Here is a 17,422-nt window from a genome sequence, read left to right as displayed (position 1 = left end):
CCCTGTCCTGCTGCCGGCAGCGGGGCGATCAACCTCTATAAAGGCGGGGCCAGGCGCCCCGTTTTTTTTGCCTGCACGCCCCGTGATGCCTTCTCCCGACCGCGCCACTGTTCTGGCCCAGGCTCAGGCGGGCAACAGCTATATCCCCATCTGGCGCACCTGGCCGGCGGATCTGGAAACGCCGCTCACCACCTGGCTGAAGGTGGGAGCCGGCAGCGAGCACGGTGTGCTGCTGGAAAGCGTCGAGGGCGGCGAGCGCATCGGCCGCTGGAGCTTTGTGGTGAGCGATCCGCTGTGGACGCTCACCGTGCGCGGTGATCAGGCGGAGCAGTGCTGGCGCGATGGTCGTCGCCACAGCCTCCAGGGCAATCCCTTTGATTTGCTGCGCGAGGCGCTGCAGCCTTACACCCCTTCCTCGATTCCTGGCCTGCCGCCGGTGGGGCAGCTATTTGGCTTCTGGGGTTATGAGCTGATCCGTTGGATTGAGCCGAGTGTGCCCGTGCATCCCACCGCTGCGGATGGCCCGCCGGATGGGTGTTGGATGCTCGCCGACAGTCTGTTGGTGTTCGATCAGGTGAAACGGCAGATCACTGCTGTGGCCTATGCCGATTGCACCGCTGGCTCCGATCCTGCTGCCGCCTACGACGCCGCCATTCAGCGCCTGGATCGCCTCGAGCGGCGCATGCACGCCCCGCTTCCGCCTGATCTCACGCCGCTGGATTGGCGTGAATCACCCACCGCGGAGCTGCCGACGCGCAGCAACCGCAGCCGCGAGGATTTCGAGGCGGCCGTGCTCACTGCCAAAGACCACATCGCGGCGGGCGATGTGTTCCAGCTAGTGATCAGCCAGCGGCTGGAAACGCAGGTGCAGCGTGAACCCTTTGAGCTGTATCGCAGCTTGCGGATGGTGAATCCATCTCCCTACATGGCGTTCTTCAACTTCGGCGGCTGGCACCTGATCGGCTCCAGCCCTGAGGTGATGGTGAAGGCCGAACCCCTGGCCGATGGCAGTGGCCGGGTGAAGGCGTCGCTGCGTCCGATTGCCGGTACCAGGCCCCGCGGCGCCGATGCTGCAGAGGATCAGGCCCTTGAAGCCGATCTGCTCGCCGATCCCAAGGAGCGGGCCGAGCACGTGATGTTGGTGGATCTGGGCCGCAACGATCTCGGGCGTGTCTGCCAGCCCGGCAGCGTGAGCGTGAGTGAGCTGATGGTGATCGAGCGTTACTCCCATGTGATGCACATCGTGAGTGAGGTGGAGGGCCTGCTCGATCCGCAGCGCGATGTGTGGGATCTGCTGATGGCCTCCTTCCCGGCGGGCACTGTGAGCGGCGCCCCCAAGATCCGTGCCATGCAATTGATCCACGCCCTCGAACCCGATGCGCGCGGGCCCTATTCCGGTGTGTACGGCGCCATGGATCTCGGGGGCGCCCTCAACACGGCCATCACGATCCGCACGATGGTGGTGCTGCCGGCTGAAGGCGGCGGCTGGCGGGTGCAGGTGCAGGCTGGTGCTGGCCTGGTGGCGGATTCCGTGCCTGCTTCAGAGTTTCAGGAAACCCTCAACAAGGCCCGCGGCATGCTCAAGGCCCTGGCTTGTCTCGCATGAGCCAACCCCTGTTGCTCAAGGGCTTCGAAGTGGAGCTCTACACCGGCCGCGCTGACGGCACGGTGGTGGGTTGCTCCGCCGAGGCCGCGGCGGCCCTCGAGGGCTTCGTCACCGAACCCGACTGCCGCAACCTCGAATACACCACCCCACCGGCGGCCAGCTACGCCGAGCAGCTGCAGCTGTTGCTGGAGCCGCGCCTGCGTCTGCGCCGTTGGTTGGCGGATCGGGAGCTCACCCTGCTGCCTGGCAGCACCCTCAGCACCGGCGACAGCCACCGCTTTGAGCGCTCCAATCCCGATAACCCGTATCACGCCTACATCGAGGCCACCTACGGCACCCGGGTGGTCACGGCCAGCGTGCACATCAACCTGGGCCTCACCGAGATGGAGGCCCTGTTCGCGGCCTGCCGCCTGGTGCGCTGTGAGGCGGCGCTGCTGCTGGCCCTGAGCGCCAGTTCACCCTTCCTGGATGGGGCGGCCACCGGTGCCCATTCCCAGCGCTGGCTGCAGTTCCCGATCACCCCGGAGCAGGTGCCGCTGTTTGAGAGCCATCAGCACTACGTGCGCTGGGTGGAGGAGCAGCTGCGGCTGGGCACCATGCAAAACGTGCGCCACCTCTGGACCTCCGTTCGGCCCAATGGCGACAACAGGCCCCACGATCTCAACCGGCTTGAGATCCGCATTTGCGATCTGATTGCCGATCCCCTGCTGCTGCTGGCCGTAACGGCCTTCGCCGAACTCCGCATTCAGCAGCTGCTCGGCGATCCGGCGGCCCACGACCCGCTGCACGCCAGTGCCCTCAGCCTTGTGCAGTTGGCGGAGCTGGCCGATGCCAATGATCAGGCCGCCGCCCGCAGCAGCCTTGATGCGGAACTGCGCCACTGGCGCCATGGTGAGCCGCTGCTCGCCCGCCACTGGCTTGCCACGGAGCTGGAGGCGCTGGCTCCCTTGGCCCAGCAGCTGGGGATGGAGCGCTGGTTGGCCCCTCTGCACAGCGTGCTGCAGGAGGGCAATCAGGCGCAGCAATGGATCTCGGCCCATGCCGCCGGCGGGGCAGTGGCGCCCTTGATCGCGGCCGGGGCGGCGGTGATGGCCGAGCGCGAACGGGAGCTCACGGCCTTGCTTGCGACAGACGGCGCAGCCGCTTTGGGATGATCATGGCCAACATCTCCGCCTCGCACAGTTCCATGGGGCTCACCCTCGCCGCCAACGAAGCCTCTGCTGTCGCGGTTGAGCCCCGGGTGACGCGTCTGCTCGATGAGCGGCTCGAGCTGGTGGAAGACCTCTGGCAGACGGTGCTGCGCAGTGAATGCCCGCCGCAGCAGGCGGAGCGCCTGCTGCGCATGAAGGAGATCAGCTGCGCGGTGGATGGCCTGCCCGGCGATGCCGCTTCTGCGGAGGCCACCGAGCGCTCCACGGCAGAAATCATTCAGGTGATCCGCGAAATGGATCTGGCGGAGGCCATCGCTGCCGCCCGCGCCTTTTCGCTCTATTTCCAGCTGGTGAACATCCTCGAGCAGCACATCGAGGAAGACAGCTATCTCGCCAGCCTGCGGGCCCATCACCCCGAGGATCTCAACGATCCTTTCGTGCCGCCCCTGGCCAGCCAGACCGAACCGGCCACCTTCCGCGAGCTGTTCACCCGCCTGCGGGCCCTGGGGGTGCCCCCTGCTCAGATCGAGCAGCTGCTGGTCGAGCTGGATATCCGGCTGGTGTTCACCGCCCACCCCACCGAGATCGTGCGCCACACCGTGCGCCACAAACAGCGCCGGGTGGCGGCCCTGATCCAGCAGCTGCAGCAGAGCCAGCCCTCCAACCTCAACGATCACCAAAACCTGCGCCTGCAGCTCGAGGAAGAGATCCGGCTGTGGTGGCGCACTGATGAGCTGCATCAGTTCAAGCCCTCAGTGCTGGATGAGGTGGATTACGCCCTCCACTACTTCCAGCAGGTGCTCTTCGGGGCCATGCCGCAGCTGCGCCAGCGCATCCGCAATGCCCTCACAGCCACCTATCCCGATGTGCTGCCCCCGAGCGATGCCTTCTGCACCTTCGGTTCCTGGGTGGGCTCCGACCGCGACGGCAATCCTTCCGTCACCCCGGACATCACCTGGCGCACGGCCTGTTATCAGCGCCAGCTGATGCTGGAGCGCTATGTCGCCGCGGTGGGCGATCTGCGCGATCAGCTCAGCATCTCGATGCAGTGGAGCCAGGTGAGTGCGCCGCTGCTCGAATCCCTGGAGATGGACCGGTTGCGCTTCCCCGAGATCTATGAAGAGCGCGCCGCCCGCTACCGGCTCGAGCCCTACCGGCTCAAGCTCAGCTATGTGCTCGAGCGCTTGCGGCTCACCCATCAACGCAATCAGCAGCTGGCCAGCGCCGGTTGGGAGGCCCCCGGTGAATCCCGCCCGCCGCTGCCGGAATTCGGCCAGGGCGTGCTGGCCGCGGCACCGGCTCCGGAGTTGCACTACGCCACGGTTACCGAATTCCGCACCGACCTTGAGCTGATCAACGACAGCCTCCAGGGCACCGGCCTCAGCTGTGAGCCTCTGGAGAACCTGATCGCCCAGGTGCACACGTTTGCCTTCTGTCTGGCCAGCCTCGACATCCGCCAGGAGAGCACCCGCCACAGCGATGCCCTCGATGAGCTGAGCCGCTATCTGCAGCTGCCGGTTCCCTACGGCGAGATGGAGGAGGCCCAGCGGGTGGAGTGGCTACTCACCGAGCTGCAGACCCGCCGGCCCCTGATTCCCCCTGCGGTGCAGTGGAGCCCGGCCACGGCAGAAACCTTCGACGTGCTGCGGGTGGTGCATCGCCTGCAGCAGGAATTCGGCAGCCGCATCTGCCGCACCTATGTGATCTCGATGAGCCACACGGTGTCGGATCTGCTGGAGGTGCTGCTGCTGGCGAAAGAAGCGGGCCTGGTGGATCCGATGGCGCAGCGCTCCGATCTGCTGGTGGTGCCGCTGTTTGAAACGGTGGAAGACCTCAAGGCCGCCCCGGCCGTGATGGAGCGGCTGTTCAGCGAGCCCTTCTACCGGCAGCTGATTGCCAGCACCAGCCCCACGGGCAAGCCGTTGCAGGAGCTGATGCTCGGCTACTCCGATAGCAACAAGGATTCCGGCTTCCTCTCCAGCAACTGGGAGATCCACCAGGCTCAGATCGCTCTGCAGCAGCTGGCCACCCGCCACAGCGTGGCGCTGCGCATCTTCCACGGCCGCGGCGGCTCCGTGGGCCGCGGCGGTGGCCCGGCCTACCAGGCGATCCTGGCCCAGCCCAGCGGCACCCTCAACGGCCGCATCAAGATCACCGAGCAGGGGGAAGTGCTCGCCTCCAAATACTCCCTGCCGGAGCTGGCGCTTTACAACCTGGAAACCGTGTCCACCGCGGTGATCCAGAACAGCCTGATCACCAGTCATGTGGATGACACCCCCGACTGGAATGAGCTGATGGCCCGGCTGGCGGCATCTTCCCGCAGCCACTACCGAGCCCTCGTGCACGACAACCCGGATCTGGTGGCCTTCTTCCAGCAGGTCACCCCGATTGAGGAGATCAGCAAGCTGCAGATCTCCAGCCGTCCGGCCCGCCGCAAGAGCGGCGCCAAGGATCTCTCCAGCCTGCGGGCGATCCCCTGGGTGTTCGGCTGGACCCAGAGCCGTTTCCTCCTGCCCAGCTGGTTTGGAGTTGGCGCGGCTCTACAGGAGGAGCTCGACGGTGATCCCGGTCAGCTGGAGCTGTTCCAGCAGCTCTACCAGCGCTGGCCCTTCTTCCGCATGTTGATCTCCAAGGTGGAGATGACCCTCTCGAAGGTGGATCTGGATCTGGCCCATCACTACGTGCGCTCCCTGGGGCGGCCGGAGCTGCGCGAGGCCTTTGAACAGATTTTTGAGGTGATCGCCAAGGAATTCGTGCTCACCCGCGATCTGGTGCTGGCGATCACCGGCCATCAGCGGCTGCTGGATGGTGACCCGGCTCTGCAGCTGTCGGTGGAGTTGCGCAACCGCACGATCATTCCACTGGGCTACCTGCAGGTGGCGTTGCTGCGCCGCCTGCGCGATCAGAATCGCCAACCCCCCATGAGCGAAGCGGCCGCCAGCGACGACGGCCGCACCTACAGCCGCAGCGAGCTGCTGCGCGGTGCCCTGCTCACCATCAATGGCATCGCCGCTGGCATGCGCAACACCGGCTGAGGCGGCGCGGTGCTCGATTCCCTGCTGATTCCCTTTCGGTCGCAGCCGCAGCCGCCGGTCCTGCCCGATGGTTACAGCCTCGTGAGCGAGCGGCCTCCCCTGGCCGAGGAGCTCAACGCCCTGCTGGTGGTGTGTGGCGACCCCAGCCGACCGCTGGCACGGCTGGAGGCGGCCCTGGAGCGCAGCACCTGGCAGCTGAGCGTGCTCAATCCCGCTGGTCAACTGGTGGGCTTTGTGCGGGTGACCAGCGATCTGGCCCTGAACGCCAACCTCTGGGATCTCAGCGCCCATCCGGCTGATCCTCAGCAGGAGCAATTGATGATCGTGCTGGTGCACACCGCCTTGAGCCGGCTGCGGCGGGAGCTGCCGGGCTGCAGCATTTCAGTGGCAGCGGCCCCCATGGCCCAGGAGGCCCTCAAGCGCCATGGCTTCGTGGTGGACCCAGGCGGGATCCGGGCCATGGGCCTCAGCCTCTGATCGGCCCCTGATCAGCTTCTGCACGGTGCTGAGCATCAAAAAGCCCCGCCGAAGCAGGGCTGAAGGGTGAGAGGGCCGCTCCGTGTCTCACGAGCATGGAGGGACTCGAACCCCCGACACTCAGAACCGGAATCTGATGCTCTATCCAACTGAGCTACATGCCCTCGCGGGAGCAGCACCTCACGGGCTTTACCTTAGCCGTCAGAGCGCCCCAGACCCATTCGGCTGCATCGCCTGGAGCTGCGCCAGTTCCGCAACTACAGCGGCCTGACCCTCGCCTTTGAGGCGCCGCGGTTGCTGGTGATTGGCCGCAACGGCGAGGGCAAATCCAACCTGCTCGAAGCGGTAGAGCTACTGGGTAGCCTCCGCTCGCACCGCTGCGGCAGCGACCGCGATCTGATTCGCCAGGGGGAGCGCCAGGCGCTGATCAGCGCCGCCTGTGAGGGCGGTGATCAGCTTGAACTGGAGCTGCGCCGCCAGGGTGGCCGCCAGGCGCGCCGCAACGGCAAGTTGTTGGAGCGGCAGCACGAGCTGATCGGTCCGCTGCGCTGCGTGGGCTTCAGTGCCCTCGATCTGGAGCTGGTGCGGGGGGAGCCGGCCCTACGGCGCCAGTGGCTCGATCGGGTGGTGCTGCAGCTCGAACCCGTGTATGCCGAGCTGCTCAGCCGCTATGGGCGCCTGCTGCGCCAGCGCTCGCAATTGCTGCGGCGCGGTTTGGGGGCTGGCATGCAGCCGGAGCTGCTGGAGGCGTTTGATCAGCAGATGGCCCTGATTGGCACGCGCTTGCATCGCCGTCGCCTCAGGGCCCTGCGGCGCCTGGAGCCGCTGGCTGCTGCCTGGCAGGAGCGCCTCAGCGGCGGCCGCGAGCAGCTGCAGCTGCGCTATGTGCCCGGCAGCGTGCTCGAGGGGGAGGAGGCGGAAGCCCCCTGGCGTGATGCGCTGCTGGTGCAGCTGCGGCAGCAGCGGCCGGAGGAGCTGCGGCTCGGTCAGTGCGGCGTGGGCCCGCACCGCGATGAGGTGGCCCTCGAGCTGGGGGAGCAGCCCGCCCGGCGCTATGGCTCAGCCGGCCAGCAGCGCACGCTGGTGCTTGCCCTCAAGCTGGCGGAGCTGGAGCTGGTGCAGCAGCTCTGGGGGGAGCCGCCGCTGCTGCTGCTCGACGACGTGTTGGCCGAGCTCGATCCAGGCCGGCAGCAGCTGTTGCTGGAGGCCGTGGGCGAGGGGCATCAGTGCCTGGTGAGTGCCACGCACCTAGGGGCTTTCAGCGGTGGCTGGCATCAGCGTTCGCAGGTGGTGACCGTTGAAGCCGGCAGCCTGCTGCCCAGCCAGTAAGGTGATTTGCTGTTTTGCCTGGATCTGATGACCCAAGCGGCCTGCCTCCACCCCAACCCGGGATGGACCGGAGCTGAGACCTTCTCCGCGAGCCCCCAAGCACCCAGTGCCACCGAGATGGTGGGTAAACACTGCATTCTCGAGCTTTACAACTGCGATTCCGCCAAGCTCGACGACGAGGCTTTCCTCAGGAACGCCATCACCACCGCTGCGAAGCGTGCTGGCGCCACTCTCCTGAACCTGATCACCCACCGGTTCGACCCCCAGGGTGTGACGGGGCTGGCTCTATTGGCCGAATCCCATATCTCGATCCACACCTGGCCCGAATCGGGTTATGCGGCTGTGGATGTGTTCACCTGCGGTGATCACACCATGCCCGAGCGGGCGTGCATCGTGCTCAGTGAAGAGCTCGACGCTGGCAACTACAAGCTCAAGAGCTTCCGCCGCGAAACCCCTGGTTCCGTGGCCGGCGCTGAGCGCGAACCCGCCCTGGCAGCTGCCTGAACCCAGCGCTGGCTGAGGTCCTGATTGAACCCTCCCGATCGGGAGGGTTTTTTTGTGGCTGAGCCGCCTCAGGACAGTTCAGCTCATCAATCCCGTGTTGGCGGGTTCAGGGCCCGGTTGAGTTTGCCGCTCACCAGGCCCTCGAGATCGAGGCTCACCGCTGTGAAGCCCAGATCCAGAAAGGCGGTCACCAGGGTTTCCCGCAACCCGGGCTCCAGCAGGAGCGTGAGCTGAGCGGGCGGCAGTTCGATCCGCGCTGCCTCACCCTGGCTGCGCACCCGCAGCTCCTCAAAGCCCCGCTGGCGCAGCCAGGCCTCTGCCGCCGCCACCCGCTTCAGCCGCTCGGCGCTGATCACTTCCCCGTAGGGAAAGCGGGAGGCCAGGCAGGGCTGGGCCGGTTTGTCCCACCAAGGAAAGCCCAGGGCCCGGGAGATGGCGCGCACGCTTGCTTTGCTGATGCCCAGCTCCGCCAGCGGTGAGATCACCTGGCGTTCCTGGGCAGCGCGGATGCCGGGGCGGTGATCGCCGAGGTCGTCGTGGTTCACCCCATCGAGCACCACGGCCGCGGCTGTGCCGCTGTCCTGCAGCAGCGCCGCCAGCAGCGTGTGCAGCTCCCGCTTGCAGGCATAGCAGCGCTCGGATGGATTGCTGCTGTAGGCGGGATCGTTGAGTTCGGCGGTTGGGATTTCTCGGTGCTGGATGCCCATCCAGGCCGCTTGCTGCCGCGCCTCCGCGCGCAGGTGAGGGGCCAGGGCCGGGGACACTCCCGTGATCGCCTGGGCCCGCTCCCCCAGTTGCTCGGCAGCGATGGCCGCCACCAGGGCGCTGTCCACACCGCCCGAGTAGGCCACCAGTGCCGCTGGGTGGGCGGCGATGCTGCGGCGCAGGGCCGCGAGTGCGTCGCGCAGCTCCGGTTCGAGCTGCTCCACCGTGGGGTGAAGAGCGGGGGGTTGGCGGCTGGATTGTGCCGGCATCAGCGCTGCAAACCGAGGTGGGTGGCCTTCCGGACGCCCTCGTTAGAGTCCGACGGTAAGTGGCTTGGCCATGGCCCCGCAGGCAACCTCCGCCACCACAACCAGCCGCGGCACGGGCCGAGGCATCGGCATTCGCACCGCCGCCGGCAGCAGTGAACGCAGCCACGGCCAGCTGCACGTGTACGACGGCGAGGGCAAGGGCAAAAGCCAGGCGGCGCTTGGTGTGGTGCTGCGCACCATCGGCTTGGGCATCTGCGAGCAAAAGCAAACCCGCGTGCTGCTGTTGCGTTTCCTCAAGGGGCCCGGCCGCGCTTACGACGAAGACGCCGCGATTGAGGCGCTGCAGCAGGGTTTCCCCCACCTGATCGATCAGGTGCGCACCGGTCGCGGTGAATTTTTCGGGGCAGGCGAAGTCACCCGCATCGATATTCAGGAGGCCCAGCGCGGCTGGACCATCGCCAAGGGCGCCATCGCCAGCGAGCTCTATTCGGTGGTGGTGCTCGATGAGCTCAATCCAGTGCTCGATCTGGGCCTGCTCGACACCGACGACGTGGTGCGCACCCTGGCGGCCAAACCCGCCGGCATGGAGGTGATCGTCACCGGCCGCGGCGCCCCGCGTTCCCTGGTGCAGATCGCTGATCTCCACTCCGAGATGCGGGCCCATCGTCGCCTCGATGCAGCCACGGCCGCGGAATTCGATGCTGATGGCCTTGAGCATCCGCCTGCCGGTTTGGAAGGCATCGAGGTGTACACCGGTGAGGGCAAAGGCAAATCCACCAGTGCCCTGGGCAAGGCCCTGCAGGCCATCGGCCGCGGCATCTCGCAAGACAAGAGCCATCGCGTGCTGATCCTGCAGTGGTTGAAGGGCGGCAGTGGCTACACCGAAGACGCGGCGATTGCCGCCCTGCGCGAGAGCTATCCCCACCTGGTGGATCACCTGCGCTCCGGCCGTGACGCGATTGTGTGGCGCGGCCAGCAGCAGCCGATCGATTACGTGGAAGCAGAGCGGGCCTGGGAGATTGCCCGTGCCGCCATCTCCAGCGGCCTCTACAAAACGGTGATCCTTGATGAGATCAACCCCACCGTGGATCTGGAGCTGCTGCCGGTGGAGCCGATCGTGCAGACGCTGCTGCGTAAGCCCTCCGAAACCGAGGTCATCCTCACGGGCCGCTGCAAGAACCCGCCCGCCTATTTCGATCTCGCCAGCGTGCACTCGGAGATGGTGTGCCACAAGCACTACGCCGAGCGGGGTGTGGATCTCAAGCGCGGCGTGGATTACTGAGCTGCCAGCAAAAAGCCCGGGCCTGAGCCCGGGCGGAAGAGCAGTGATCGATCTCGCTCAGTAGCGAGGCACCGAGCTGTCCACCTCCTGACTCCAGGCGTCGATGCCGCCGGCCACGTTGATGCCCTCGATGCCGTGACGCTTGAGGGCGATCAGGGCCTTGGCGCTGCGGCCCCCCAGCTTGCAGTGCACGTAGAGGGTTTTGCCGGCAGCCAGCTCCTTCACCCGATCCACGGCAGTGCCGTTTTCAATTTGATCGAGGGGGATGAGCGTGGCGCCGGGGATCACGGCGATCTCCGCTTCGGGCGGGTTGCGCACGTCGATCAGCACCAGGCCGCTGGTGTCGCCGTCGAGCAGCCCCTTCAGCTCGCTGACGCTGATGTTGTCCACAGCGCCGGCTTCCTCCTGGCCCGGAGCGCTGCCGCCCACGCCGCAGAACTCCTGGTAGTCGATCAGTTTGTCGATCACCGGGCGTTCGGGGTTGGGCCGCAGCTTCAGCTCGCGGAACTTCATGCCCAGGGCATCGAACAGCAGCAGGCGGCCGCTGAGGGTGGTGCCGATGCCGGTGATGATCTTCACCGCTTCGGTGGCCTGGATCACGCCGATGATTCCGGGCAGTACACCCACCACACCGCCTTCGGCGCAGGAGGGCACCATGCCCGGCGGCGGCGGCTCGGGGAAGAGGTCGCGGTAGTTGGGGCTTTCGGCATCCAGGTTGAACACCGTGGCCTGGCCTTCAAAGCGGAAGATCGAGCCGTACACGTTGGGCTTCCCCAGCAGCACGCAGGCGTCGTTCACCAGGTAGCGGGTGGGGAAGTTATCCGTGCCGTCGCAGACGATGTCGTAAGGCCGGACGATCTCGAGAGCGTTTTCGCTGGTGAGTGCCGTTTCGTAGAGATCCACCTGGCAGTGAGGGTTGATCTCGAGGATCCGCGCCTTGGCCGATTCGATCTTGGGCTTGCCCACCCAGCTGGTGCCGTGGATCACCTGCCGCTGCAGGTTGGAGTGGTCCACCACATCGAAATCCACGATGCCGATGCGGCCCACGCCGGCGGCGGCGAGATAGAGCAGGAGGGGTGAGCCCAGGCCGCCGGTGCCGACGCAGAGCACCGAAGAGGCCTTGAGGCGCTTCTGCCCCTCCATGCCCACTTCCGGCAGGATCAGGTGGCGCGCAAAGCGGGCCACCTCATCGGGGCTGAGCTCGATGCCGGTGGTGTCGGGGGGAAGCATGGGGCGAGCGAAACGCTGTCCAGCTCCCTACTCTCCCAAATGCCCGGCCCTCGCCGTTGCAGCTCCCCCCGAGATCAGTAGCTCGATGGGAGGCGGGAGTGCATCGCAGTCGTGGGCCGCGTCAGGGTCTGCGTCTGGGATCCACCAGGCGCGCAGGGCCGCCCCCTCTAGCAGGAGGCCGCTGCGGATCAGCATCAGCGTTGGCCCCACGCACAACGCTCGATCGGTGCGGGAGGGCACAGCTTCGCTGCTGGGGTGGCTGTGGGCAGCGCCGAGCACGGTGAGGCCGCGGCTGCGGCACCAGCGCTGGGCCAGCAGCTGCTCACGCGGGTCGAGGCTGAAGCGTTGTGGCCGTTCCTGCGTGGGCTGCCACACGTTCCGGCAGGGCCAGATCCACTGCACGCGCAGGGTTGAACCATCGCGAGCACCCAGCAGCAGGGCACAGCCTTCCTCCGGCTCTGCCACCAGCAGCGTGCGTTCCAGAACGATCAGGCAATGCCCATCGAACTGCAGTCGCTCTGGCGTTGGTGCACGCACCCGGATACCTTATGGCGAAGTAATAATTCACGACCTGGCCGATGACCGTCGAGACCCCCGACCTCAAGGATCAGGTCAGCCCTGCTGCAGAGGAGTCCGGCGCCAGCTTCAGTGAGCGCTACAGCGAGGTGCTCAGCAAGGTGAACGAAACCCTCGACAAGGTCGATTGGAGCCAGATGGGCCGCATCGGCAAGGGTGTGGGCGTGCTCGTGGTGGTGATCGTTGCCCAGGTGCTGATCAAGGGCGTGATCGACACCATCAACCTCCTGCCCGTGGTGCCCGGCCTGCTGGAGCTGCTGGGCCTGGTGGTGGTGGGCCAGTGGAGCTGGCAGAACCTGACCACCAGCGACAAGCGCTCGGCGGTGATCACCAAGGTGCAGAGCCTGCGTAAGGAATACCTGGGCTGAGCTGATCGCTCAGCTCCAGTGGCGCAGCAGCGCCTCGATACTGGCAGCACTTTGCTGCCAGTATCCGCCGCCGAAGAGGTTGGCGTGATTGAGCAAGTGGTACAGGTTGTACAACTCCACCCGTTGACGGTGTCCGGCAGGTAAAGGCCACTCCCGCTCGTAGCCCTCGAAGAAAGCTGCCGGGAACCCGCCGAAGAGGCGTGCCATCGCCAGATCCACCTCGCGATCTGCGCGAGACACCGCCGGATCAAACAGGGCGCAGCCGCCGCCGATCAACAGCCCGGCGTTGCCGCTCCACAGATCGCCATGCACCAGGCAGGCCTCAGGCTCATGCTCAGCCAGCCAATGGGGCACCTGCTCCAGCAGGGCCTTTGCCTTGGGCAGGGCCCGTCCAGCGGCTGCGGCCAGCTCTAGTTGCACCCCCAGGCGCTGGTCGCTGAAGAACGCTGCCCAGCTGCGGTGCCAGCCGTTGTGTTGCGGGCCGGAGCCGATGTAGTTGCTCTGGTGCCAGCCGAAGCGTCCATCGCCGCTGCCCAGGCTGGCGCGGTGCAGTCGGGCGAGGCCTTGGCCCAGCTCCCTCCAGCCCTGCTGGCTGCCGCCACCCAGCTCCAGCCAGCTCAGCAGCAGTACGGCCTCACCTTCGAGTTCCGCTAGGGCCAGTGGTTTGGGAATCGTCGGGAGTGGCGCAGCCGTTGGATCCAGCTGCACGGCTGCGCTCAGGGCGGCCAGGCCATCGGCCTCTGCCTCCAGCACCGGCAACAGCGCGGCGTGATTGGTTTTGGCAAAACGCTGGCTGCCATCGCTCAGCTCCAGCCGCCAGGCGCGGTGGATGCAGCCACCACCCACCGGTTGCATCGCAGCCAGCTCCAGCCCCTGCTCCGCCAACCAGCGCGCCATCACCTGCTTCTGCATGGCCGATCCCGACGCGTGCGCTGCCAGCATGCCGGGATGTTGAGCCGTTGTGATGTGGCGGTGGTGGGGGGCGGCATCGCCGGCCTCACCGCTGCGGCCTTGCTCGCCGCCGAGGGGCTGCAGGTGGAGCTGCTGGAGGCTCACAGCCAGACGGGGGGCTGTGCCGGCACCTTTCGCCGCGGGCCGTACACCTTTGATGTGGGTGCCACCCAGGTGGCGGGGTTTGAGCTGGGCGGGATCCACCAGCGCCTGTTCCGCCATTTCGGCTTGCCTCTACCGCAGGCCACACCGCTCGATCCGGGTTGCAGCGTGCAGCTGGCCGGCGACGCAGCACCCATTGCGCTCTGGCGAGATCCGGCGCGCTGGCAGCAGGAACGGCAGCGACAGTTTCCCGGAAGTGAACGCTTCTGGCAGCTCTGCGCCTGGCTGCACCAGAGCAACTGGGCGTTCGCCGGCCGTGATCCGGTCCTCCCCCCACGCAGCCTCTGGGATCTGCGCCAGTTGCTGGGGGCTGTGGGGCCGGCCAGCCTGGCCAGCGGTGTGCTGGTGGGCGCCACGGTGGCTGACTTACTCAGTCTCTGCGGCTGCGCCAGCGATCAGCGCCTGCGGCGCTTTCTCGATCTGCAGCTGAAGCTGTATTCCCAGGAGCCCGCCGATCGCACCGCTGCGCTCTACGGCGCCACGGTGCTGGCCATGGCCCAGGCGCCGCTGGGGCTGTGGCACCTGCAGGGCTCGATGCAGATGCTCAGCAATGCCCTGGAGCAGGCGTTGGCTCAGGCCGGCGGCAGGCTGCGGCTGCGCCATCGCCTCCAGAGCCTCACGCCTGTGGCAGGCGGCTGGCGGCTGGAGGGCATGGTGGCCGGCCAGCGGCCGTTTGCGCTGGAGGCCGAGCAGGTGGTGAATACCCTGCCGCCCCAGCTGCTGCCGGATCTGCTGGGCGACAGCCTGCCCCAGGGCTATCGCCAGCGGATCGAGGCGTTCCCCGACCCCTCCGGTGCCCTGGTGCTCTACGGCGCTGTGCCGCGCGGCTGCCTGCCCTCCCATCTGGGGCTGCATGCCCAGCTCGAGTGGGGGGATCCTGGCAACCTGTTCGTGTCGATCAGTGCCGAGGGCGACGGCCGCGCCCCCGCAGGTCAGGCCACGGTGATTGCCAGCGTGTTCACGGCGGCCAGGCCCTGGTTTGAAGGACCCGAACCGCACTATCAACAGCGCAAGCAACAGGCGCTGGCAGGGATGCAGGCGGGGTTGCAGCAGTTGCTGGGACTGCGCCCGGAGCAGTTCCTGCATGTGGAGCTGGCCACCCCGCGCGGCTTCGCCGGCTGGACTGGCCGACCGTTCGGGTTTGTGGGGGGGCTGGGGCAGCACCCGAGCCGTTTTGGCCCCTTCGGCCTGGCCAGCCGCACGCCGCTGAAGGGTTTGTGGCTCTGCGGTGATGCGATCTATCCGGGTGAGGGCACCGCGGGGGTGAGCCTCTCGGCCTTCACCGCCTGCCGGCAGCTGCTCGCTGCGCATGGTCGCGACCTGCAGCTGGCGGGTTAGCCGCGGTTTGCTGCATGGGAGTGCTGGGGCTGCACGCTCAGAGAAATTCCGGCCGCAGGGCCTGGCAGTGCTCCAGCCGCTGCTGCAGGGCTGGCCAGGATTGCAGCTCTACCAGGGTTTCCAGCTCGGCCAGTTGCTGGCGGTAGTGCTCGATTGCCTGCAGCACGGCGCTGCGGTTGCAGCGCGCCATCAGCGCTCCGAGCTCGGGGTTGCCGCCGCCGATGCGGCTGGTGTCGGCAAAGCCGCTGGAGGCCAGCTGCCGCACCAGGGTGTCGGCACCGGCGGCGTGGCCGCCCTGCTCCGCCGCCTCCAAGAGCGCGGCGCTCACCAGCACCGGCATGTGGGAGATCAGCGCCACGGCCCGGTCGTGGGCGGCCGCCTCACAGCAGAGCCACTGCGCCTGCACCACGGCAGCCAGCTCCTGCACCAGCGCTAGAGCAGCCGGGTCGGTGCTGCTGCTGGGTGTGGCCACCCAGGGGCGCCCGGCAAACAGGCCTGCCAGGCCCGCCTCCACACCGGCCTCGGCTGTGCCGGCCATCGGATGGCTGGCCACGAAGCGTGGATGCAGCGGCTGCCAGCGCTCCAGCACCGGCTGCTTCACCGAGCCCACATCGGTGATCACCGCATCCGGGGGAAGTGCCGCCAGCAGCTCCGCCGCTGGATCGAGCAGCCGATCGAGGGGTAAGGCCAGCACGATCAGGCCACAGCCCTGCAGCACGCCGGGATCGGTGTCGATCCGCTGGGCCAGCTGCCGCTCCCGCGCGCGCTCCGCCGTGCTCGCCCGATGCACCAGGGCCCGCACCTCCAGGCCGGCGGCTTGCAGATCCAGTCCCAGCGAACCACCAATCAATCCCAGCCCCACCAGTCCCACCGGCCGCTCGCGCAGGGCGCCCGGACCCTGGGCGGACTCCCCTTGGCTGGATGTCATCTCTGAACAGTGGCTTCAGGCCAGCTTCCTACGATTTCACGATGCTGGAAGCGCGGGCCCACCACCAACTCAAGGCCCTGCTCCGCCAGGCCGGTGAACCGCGCTGGCCTCACCACCTCACCTTGAGCCGGTTGGTGGCCCGCAGTCTGCGCCGCGCCGATCAAACCCTGATCCGCCTGGCCCCAGGCAGCGATCCCAGCTGGCTGCTTGGCCTGCTGGTGCCACTGGCTCTGCAACCCCAGCGCGTGGCGATGCTGGTGAGCCCGGTGTTGCGGCAGCGGCTGCTCCAGGTGGAATTGCCGAGGCTGGAGGCCGTGGGGCTCAGCCTGGCCTGCTGGGAAGGCCAGCAGCCCCCTCCCTCAGGTCAGCTCTGGCTGCTCTCGCATGAGCAACTGGTTCTGGCTTGGCGCAGTGGGTCGCTGGCGGATCACCAGCTGGTGGTGCCGGAGGGAGAGCTGCTGGAGCCGCTGCTGCGCCAGGCCCTCGCTGTGGTGATCGACACAGGCCACTGGGAGCAGTTGCGCCGCAGCTTGCCCTCGGCTGCGGCGAGTTTGCTGCAGCTGCATGAACGCCTCAGCCGGCGGCTGTTGGCTCGCCCCTGCGGTCCCCATCAGCAGGTGGCGATTGCACCGGAGGAGGAGGCGCCGCTGCGGCAGTTGCTCGCCGTTCTCGGACCGCTGCCCGATCCCTGGCCCCGCTGGCTGGAGTGTGCCGGCGAAGGCTGGACCAGCTGGGCTCAGGTGAACCCCACCGTGCTGCAGTGGCAGTGGCATCGCCAGCCGCTCCAGCCCCTGGCTGAACTGCCGGGCCTGCTGCAGGCGCGCGGCGTGGTGCTGGTGGGGCCCTGGCCCGAAGCCCAAGGCCCGGTGCTGGGCTTCTCTCCGCAGGTGCAGTTGACCCTGGCGGATCCGCCGTTGCTGGACCCCTTGCCCCTGTTTGCGCCCCAGGGCCAGCCCCTGCCGAATGCCCCCCACTACGACACCCATCTGCTCGATCAGTGCCGCCGGCTCGTGCTCGGCCAGAGCGGCCTCACGGTGGTGCTCGTTGATGACGACGGTCTGCGGCTGCGGCTCACCAGCGCCCTGGCCGCTGAATTCGGCTCGCGCGTCGGGCATGAGCTCACCGCGCCGGAGAGCAATGGTGTGATCTGTTGCAGCTGGCCTTGGTGGCTGGAGCACCAGTGCCGCCTGCCGCTGCCGGCTCAGCTGGTGGCGGCGACCTTGCCGATCGCCAGCCTCGAGGATCCGCTCACGGCCGCTCGGGTGGCGGCGCTGCGCCTGCGGGGGCGGGACTGGTTCCGGGAGCTGCTGCTGCCGGAAGCCCTGCAGCGATTGCAGTTGGCGGTGGCCGGCGTGCGCCGCAACAGCGGCCGCTTGGCCGTGCTGGATGGGCGCATGCGCCGCAGGGGATGGGGGCGCACGGTGTTGCAGGCCCTGGAGCCCTGGGTGGCGCTCACCCGTTTGCGGCCGGATTGAGCCCCTTAGCCTGGGGCGCTGTTGTGAACCGGCTCG

At 67.5% G+C, this 17,422-nt stretch carries 15 protein-coding genes and 1 tRNA gene; 10 read left to right on the top strand and 6 right to left on the bottom strand.

Annotated elements, in window-relative coordinates; genetic code table 11:
- The first annotated feature begins 85 nt into the window (after nucleotides 1–85).
- The 4 genes from H9532_RS02795 to H9532_RS02780 are packed head-to-tail and all read left to right on the top strand — an operon-like array spanning nucleotide 86 to nucleotide 6,269.
- Nucleotides 86–1,606, top strand: a complete 1,521-nt coding sequence (locus H9532_RS02795; RefSeq protein WP_296365607.1) for a chorismate-binding protein — start codon at nucleotides 86–88, stop codon at nucleotides 1,604–1,606.
- Nucleotides 1,603–2,760: a glutamate--cysteine ligase gene (gshA, locus tag H9532_RS02790; protein WP_296365605.1), complete on the top strand. Its 1,158-nt coding sequence runs from the start codon at nucleotides 1,603–1,605 to the stop codon at nucleotides 2,758–2,760. The genes H9532_RS02795 and gshA overlap by 4 nt, the downstream gene beginning before the upstream one ends.
- Nucleotides 2,757–5,792, top strand: coding sequence for a phosphoenolpyruvate carboxylase (gene ppc / locus H9532_RS02785; RefSeq protein WP_296365603.1), 3,036 nt, complete (start codon nucleotides 2,757–2,759; stop codon nucleotides 5,790–5,792). Before gshA ends, ppc begins: the two co-directional genes overlap by 4 nt.
- Nucleotides 5,793–5,801: 9 nt before the next feature.
- The gene (locus H9532_RS02780) at nucleotides 5,802–6,269 is read left to right on the top strand and encodes an N-acetyltransferase (RefSeq protein WP_296365602.1); all 468 of its coding nucleotides are present in this window, start codon (nucleotides 5,802–5,804) and stop codon (nucleotides 6,267–6,269) included.
- Between the two features lie 90 nt (nucleotides 6,270–6,359).
- On the opposite strand, the gene H9532_RS02775 is transcribed toward H9532_RS02780, so the two are convergent.
- A tRNA-Arg gene (locus tag H9532_RS02775) sits at nucleotides 6,360–6,433 on the bottom strand.
- A 76-nt stretch (nucleotides 6,434–6,509) separates the two neighbouring features.
- Here H9532_RS02775 and recF point away from each other — a divergent pair.
- Together recF and speD are read left to right on the top strand one after the other, a co-directional pair.
- Nucleotides 6,510–7,598 carry a DNA replication/repair protein RecF gene (gene recF, locus H9532_RS02770; protein WP_296365653.1) on the top strand — a complete coding sequence of 363 codons (1,089 nt, stop codon included), beginning with the start codon at nucleotides 6,510–6,512 and terminating at the stop codon, nucleotides 7,596–7,598.
- A 27-nt stretch (nucleotides 7,599–7,625) separates the two neighbouring features.
- Nucleotides 7,626–8,102, top strand: a complete 477-nt coding sequence (gene speD, locus H9532_RS02765; protein ID WP_296365601.1) for an adenosylmethionine decarboxylase — start codon at nucleotides 7,626–7,628, stop codon at nucleotides 8,100–8,102.
- Between the two features lie 86 nt (nucleotides 8,103–8,188).
- Here speD and larE read toward each other — a convergent pair whose 3' ends face one another.
- Entirely contained in the window at nucleotides 8,189–9,076 is an 888-nt protein-coding gene (gene larE, locus H9532_RS02760) for an ATP-dependent sacrificial sulfur transferase LarE (protein WP_296365599.1), read from the bottom strand.
- A 70-nt stretch (nucleotides 9,077–9,146) separates the two neighbouring features.
- Between larE and H9532_RS02755 the strand changes: the two genes are divergently transcribed.
- Nucleotides 9,147–10,358, top strand: a complete 1,212-nt coding sequence (locus H9532_RS02755) for a cob(I)yrinic acid a,c-diamide adenosyltransferase (RefSeq protein ID WP_296365597.1) — start codon at nucleotides 9,147–9,149, stop codon at nucleotides 10,356–10,358.
- Nucleotides 10,359–10,415: 57 nt separating this feature from the next.
- On the opposite strand, the gene moeB is transcribed toward H9532_RS02755, so the two are convergent.
- Together moeB and H9532_RS02745 are read right to left on the bottom strand one after the other, a co-directional pair.
- Nucleotides 10,416–11,588 carry a molybdopterin-synthase adenylyltransferase MoeB gene (gene moeB / locus H9532_RS02750; protein ID WP_296365594.1) on the bottom strand — a complete coding sequence of 391 codons (1,173 nt, stop codon included), beginning with the start codon at nucleotides 11,586–11,588 and terminating at the stop codon, nucleotides 10,416–10,418.
- 27 nt (nucleotides 11,589–11,615) lie between these two features.
- The gene (locus H9532_RS02745) at nucleotides 11,616–12,125 is read right to left on the bottom strand and encodes a M67 family metallopeptidase (protein ID WP_296365592.1); all 510 of its coding nucleotides are present in this window, start codon (nucleotides 12,123–12,125) and stop codon (nucleotides 11,616–11,618) included.
- 41 nt (nucleotides 12,126–12,166) lie between these two features.
- Between H9532_RS02745 and H9532_RS02740 the strand changes: the two genes are divergently transcribed.
- Nucleotides 12,167–12,532: a CAAD domain-containing protein gene (locus H9532_RS02740; RefSeq protein WP_296365591.1), complete on the top strand. Its 366-nt coding sequence runs from the start codon at nucleotides 12,167–12,169 to the stop codon at nucleotides 12,530–12,532.
- Nucleotides 12,533–12,541: 9 nt separating this feature from the next.
- Here H9532_RS02740 and H9532_RS02735 read toward each other — a convergent pair whose 3' ends face one another.
- Nucleotides 12,542–13,444 carry a fructosamine kinase family protein gene (locus H9532_RS02735; protein WP_296365589.1) on the bottom strand — a complete coding sequence of 301 codons (903 nt, stop codon included), beginning with the start codon at nucleotides 13,442–13,444 and terminating at the stop codon, nucleotides 12,542–12,544.
- Nucleotides 13,445–13,480: 36 nt separating this feature from the next.
- On the opposite strand from H9532_RS02735, the gene crtD reads away from it, so the two are divergent.
- Nucleotides 13,481–14,983 carry a C-3',4' desaturase CrtD gene (crtD, locus tag H9532_RS02730; protein ID WP_296365587.1) on the top strand — a complete coding sequence of 501 codons (1,503 nt, stop codon included), beginning with the start codon at nucleotides 13,481–13,483 and terminating at the stop codon, nucleotides 14,981–14,983.
- Nucleotides 14,984–15,020: 37 nt separating this feature from the next.
- On the opposite strand, the gene H9532_RS02725 is transcribed toward crtD, so the two are convergent.
- Nucleotides 15,021–15,911, bottom strand: a complete 891-nt coding sequence (locus tag H9532_RS02725) for a prephenate/arogenate dehydrogenase (RefSeq protein ID WP_296365585.1) — start codon at nucleotides 15,909–15,911, stop codon at nucleotides 15,021–15,023.
- Nucleotides 15,912–15,952: 41 nt separating this feature from the next.
- Between H9532_RS02725 and H9532_RS02720 the strand changes: the two genes are divergently transcribed.
- Entirely contained in the window at nucleotides 15,953–17,386 is a 1,434-nt protein-coding gene (locus H9532_RS02720) for a helicase (protein WP_296365583.1), read from the top strand.
- Nucleotides 17,387–17,422: the final 36 nt, after the last annotated feature.

Source organism: Vulcanococcus sp. Clear-D1 (assembly GCF_014654725.1).
GTDB lineage: Bacteria > Cyanobacteriota > Cyanobacteriia > PCC-6307 > Cyanobiaceae > Vulcanococcus.
This window is presented reverse-complemented; position numbering and strand designations above follow the sequence as displayed.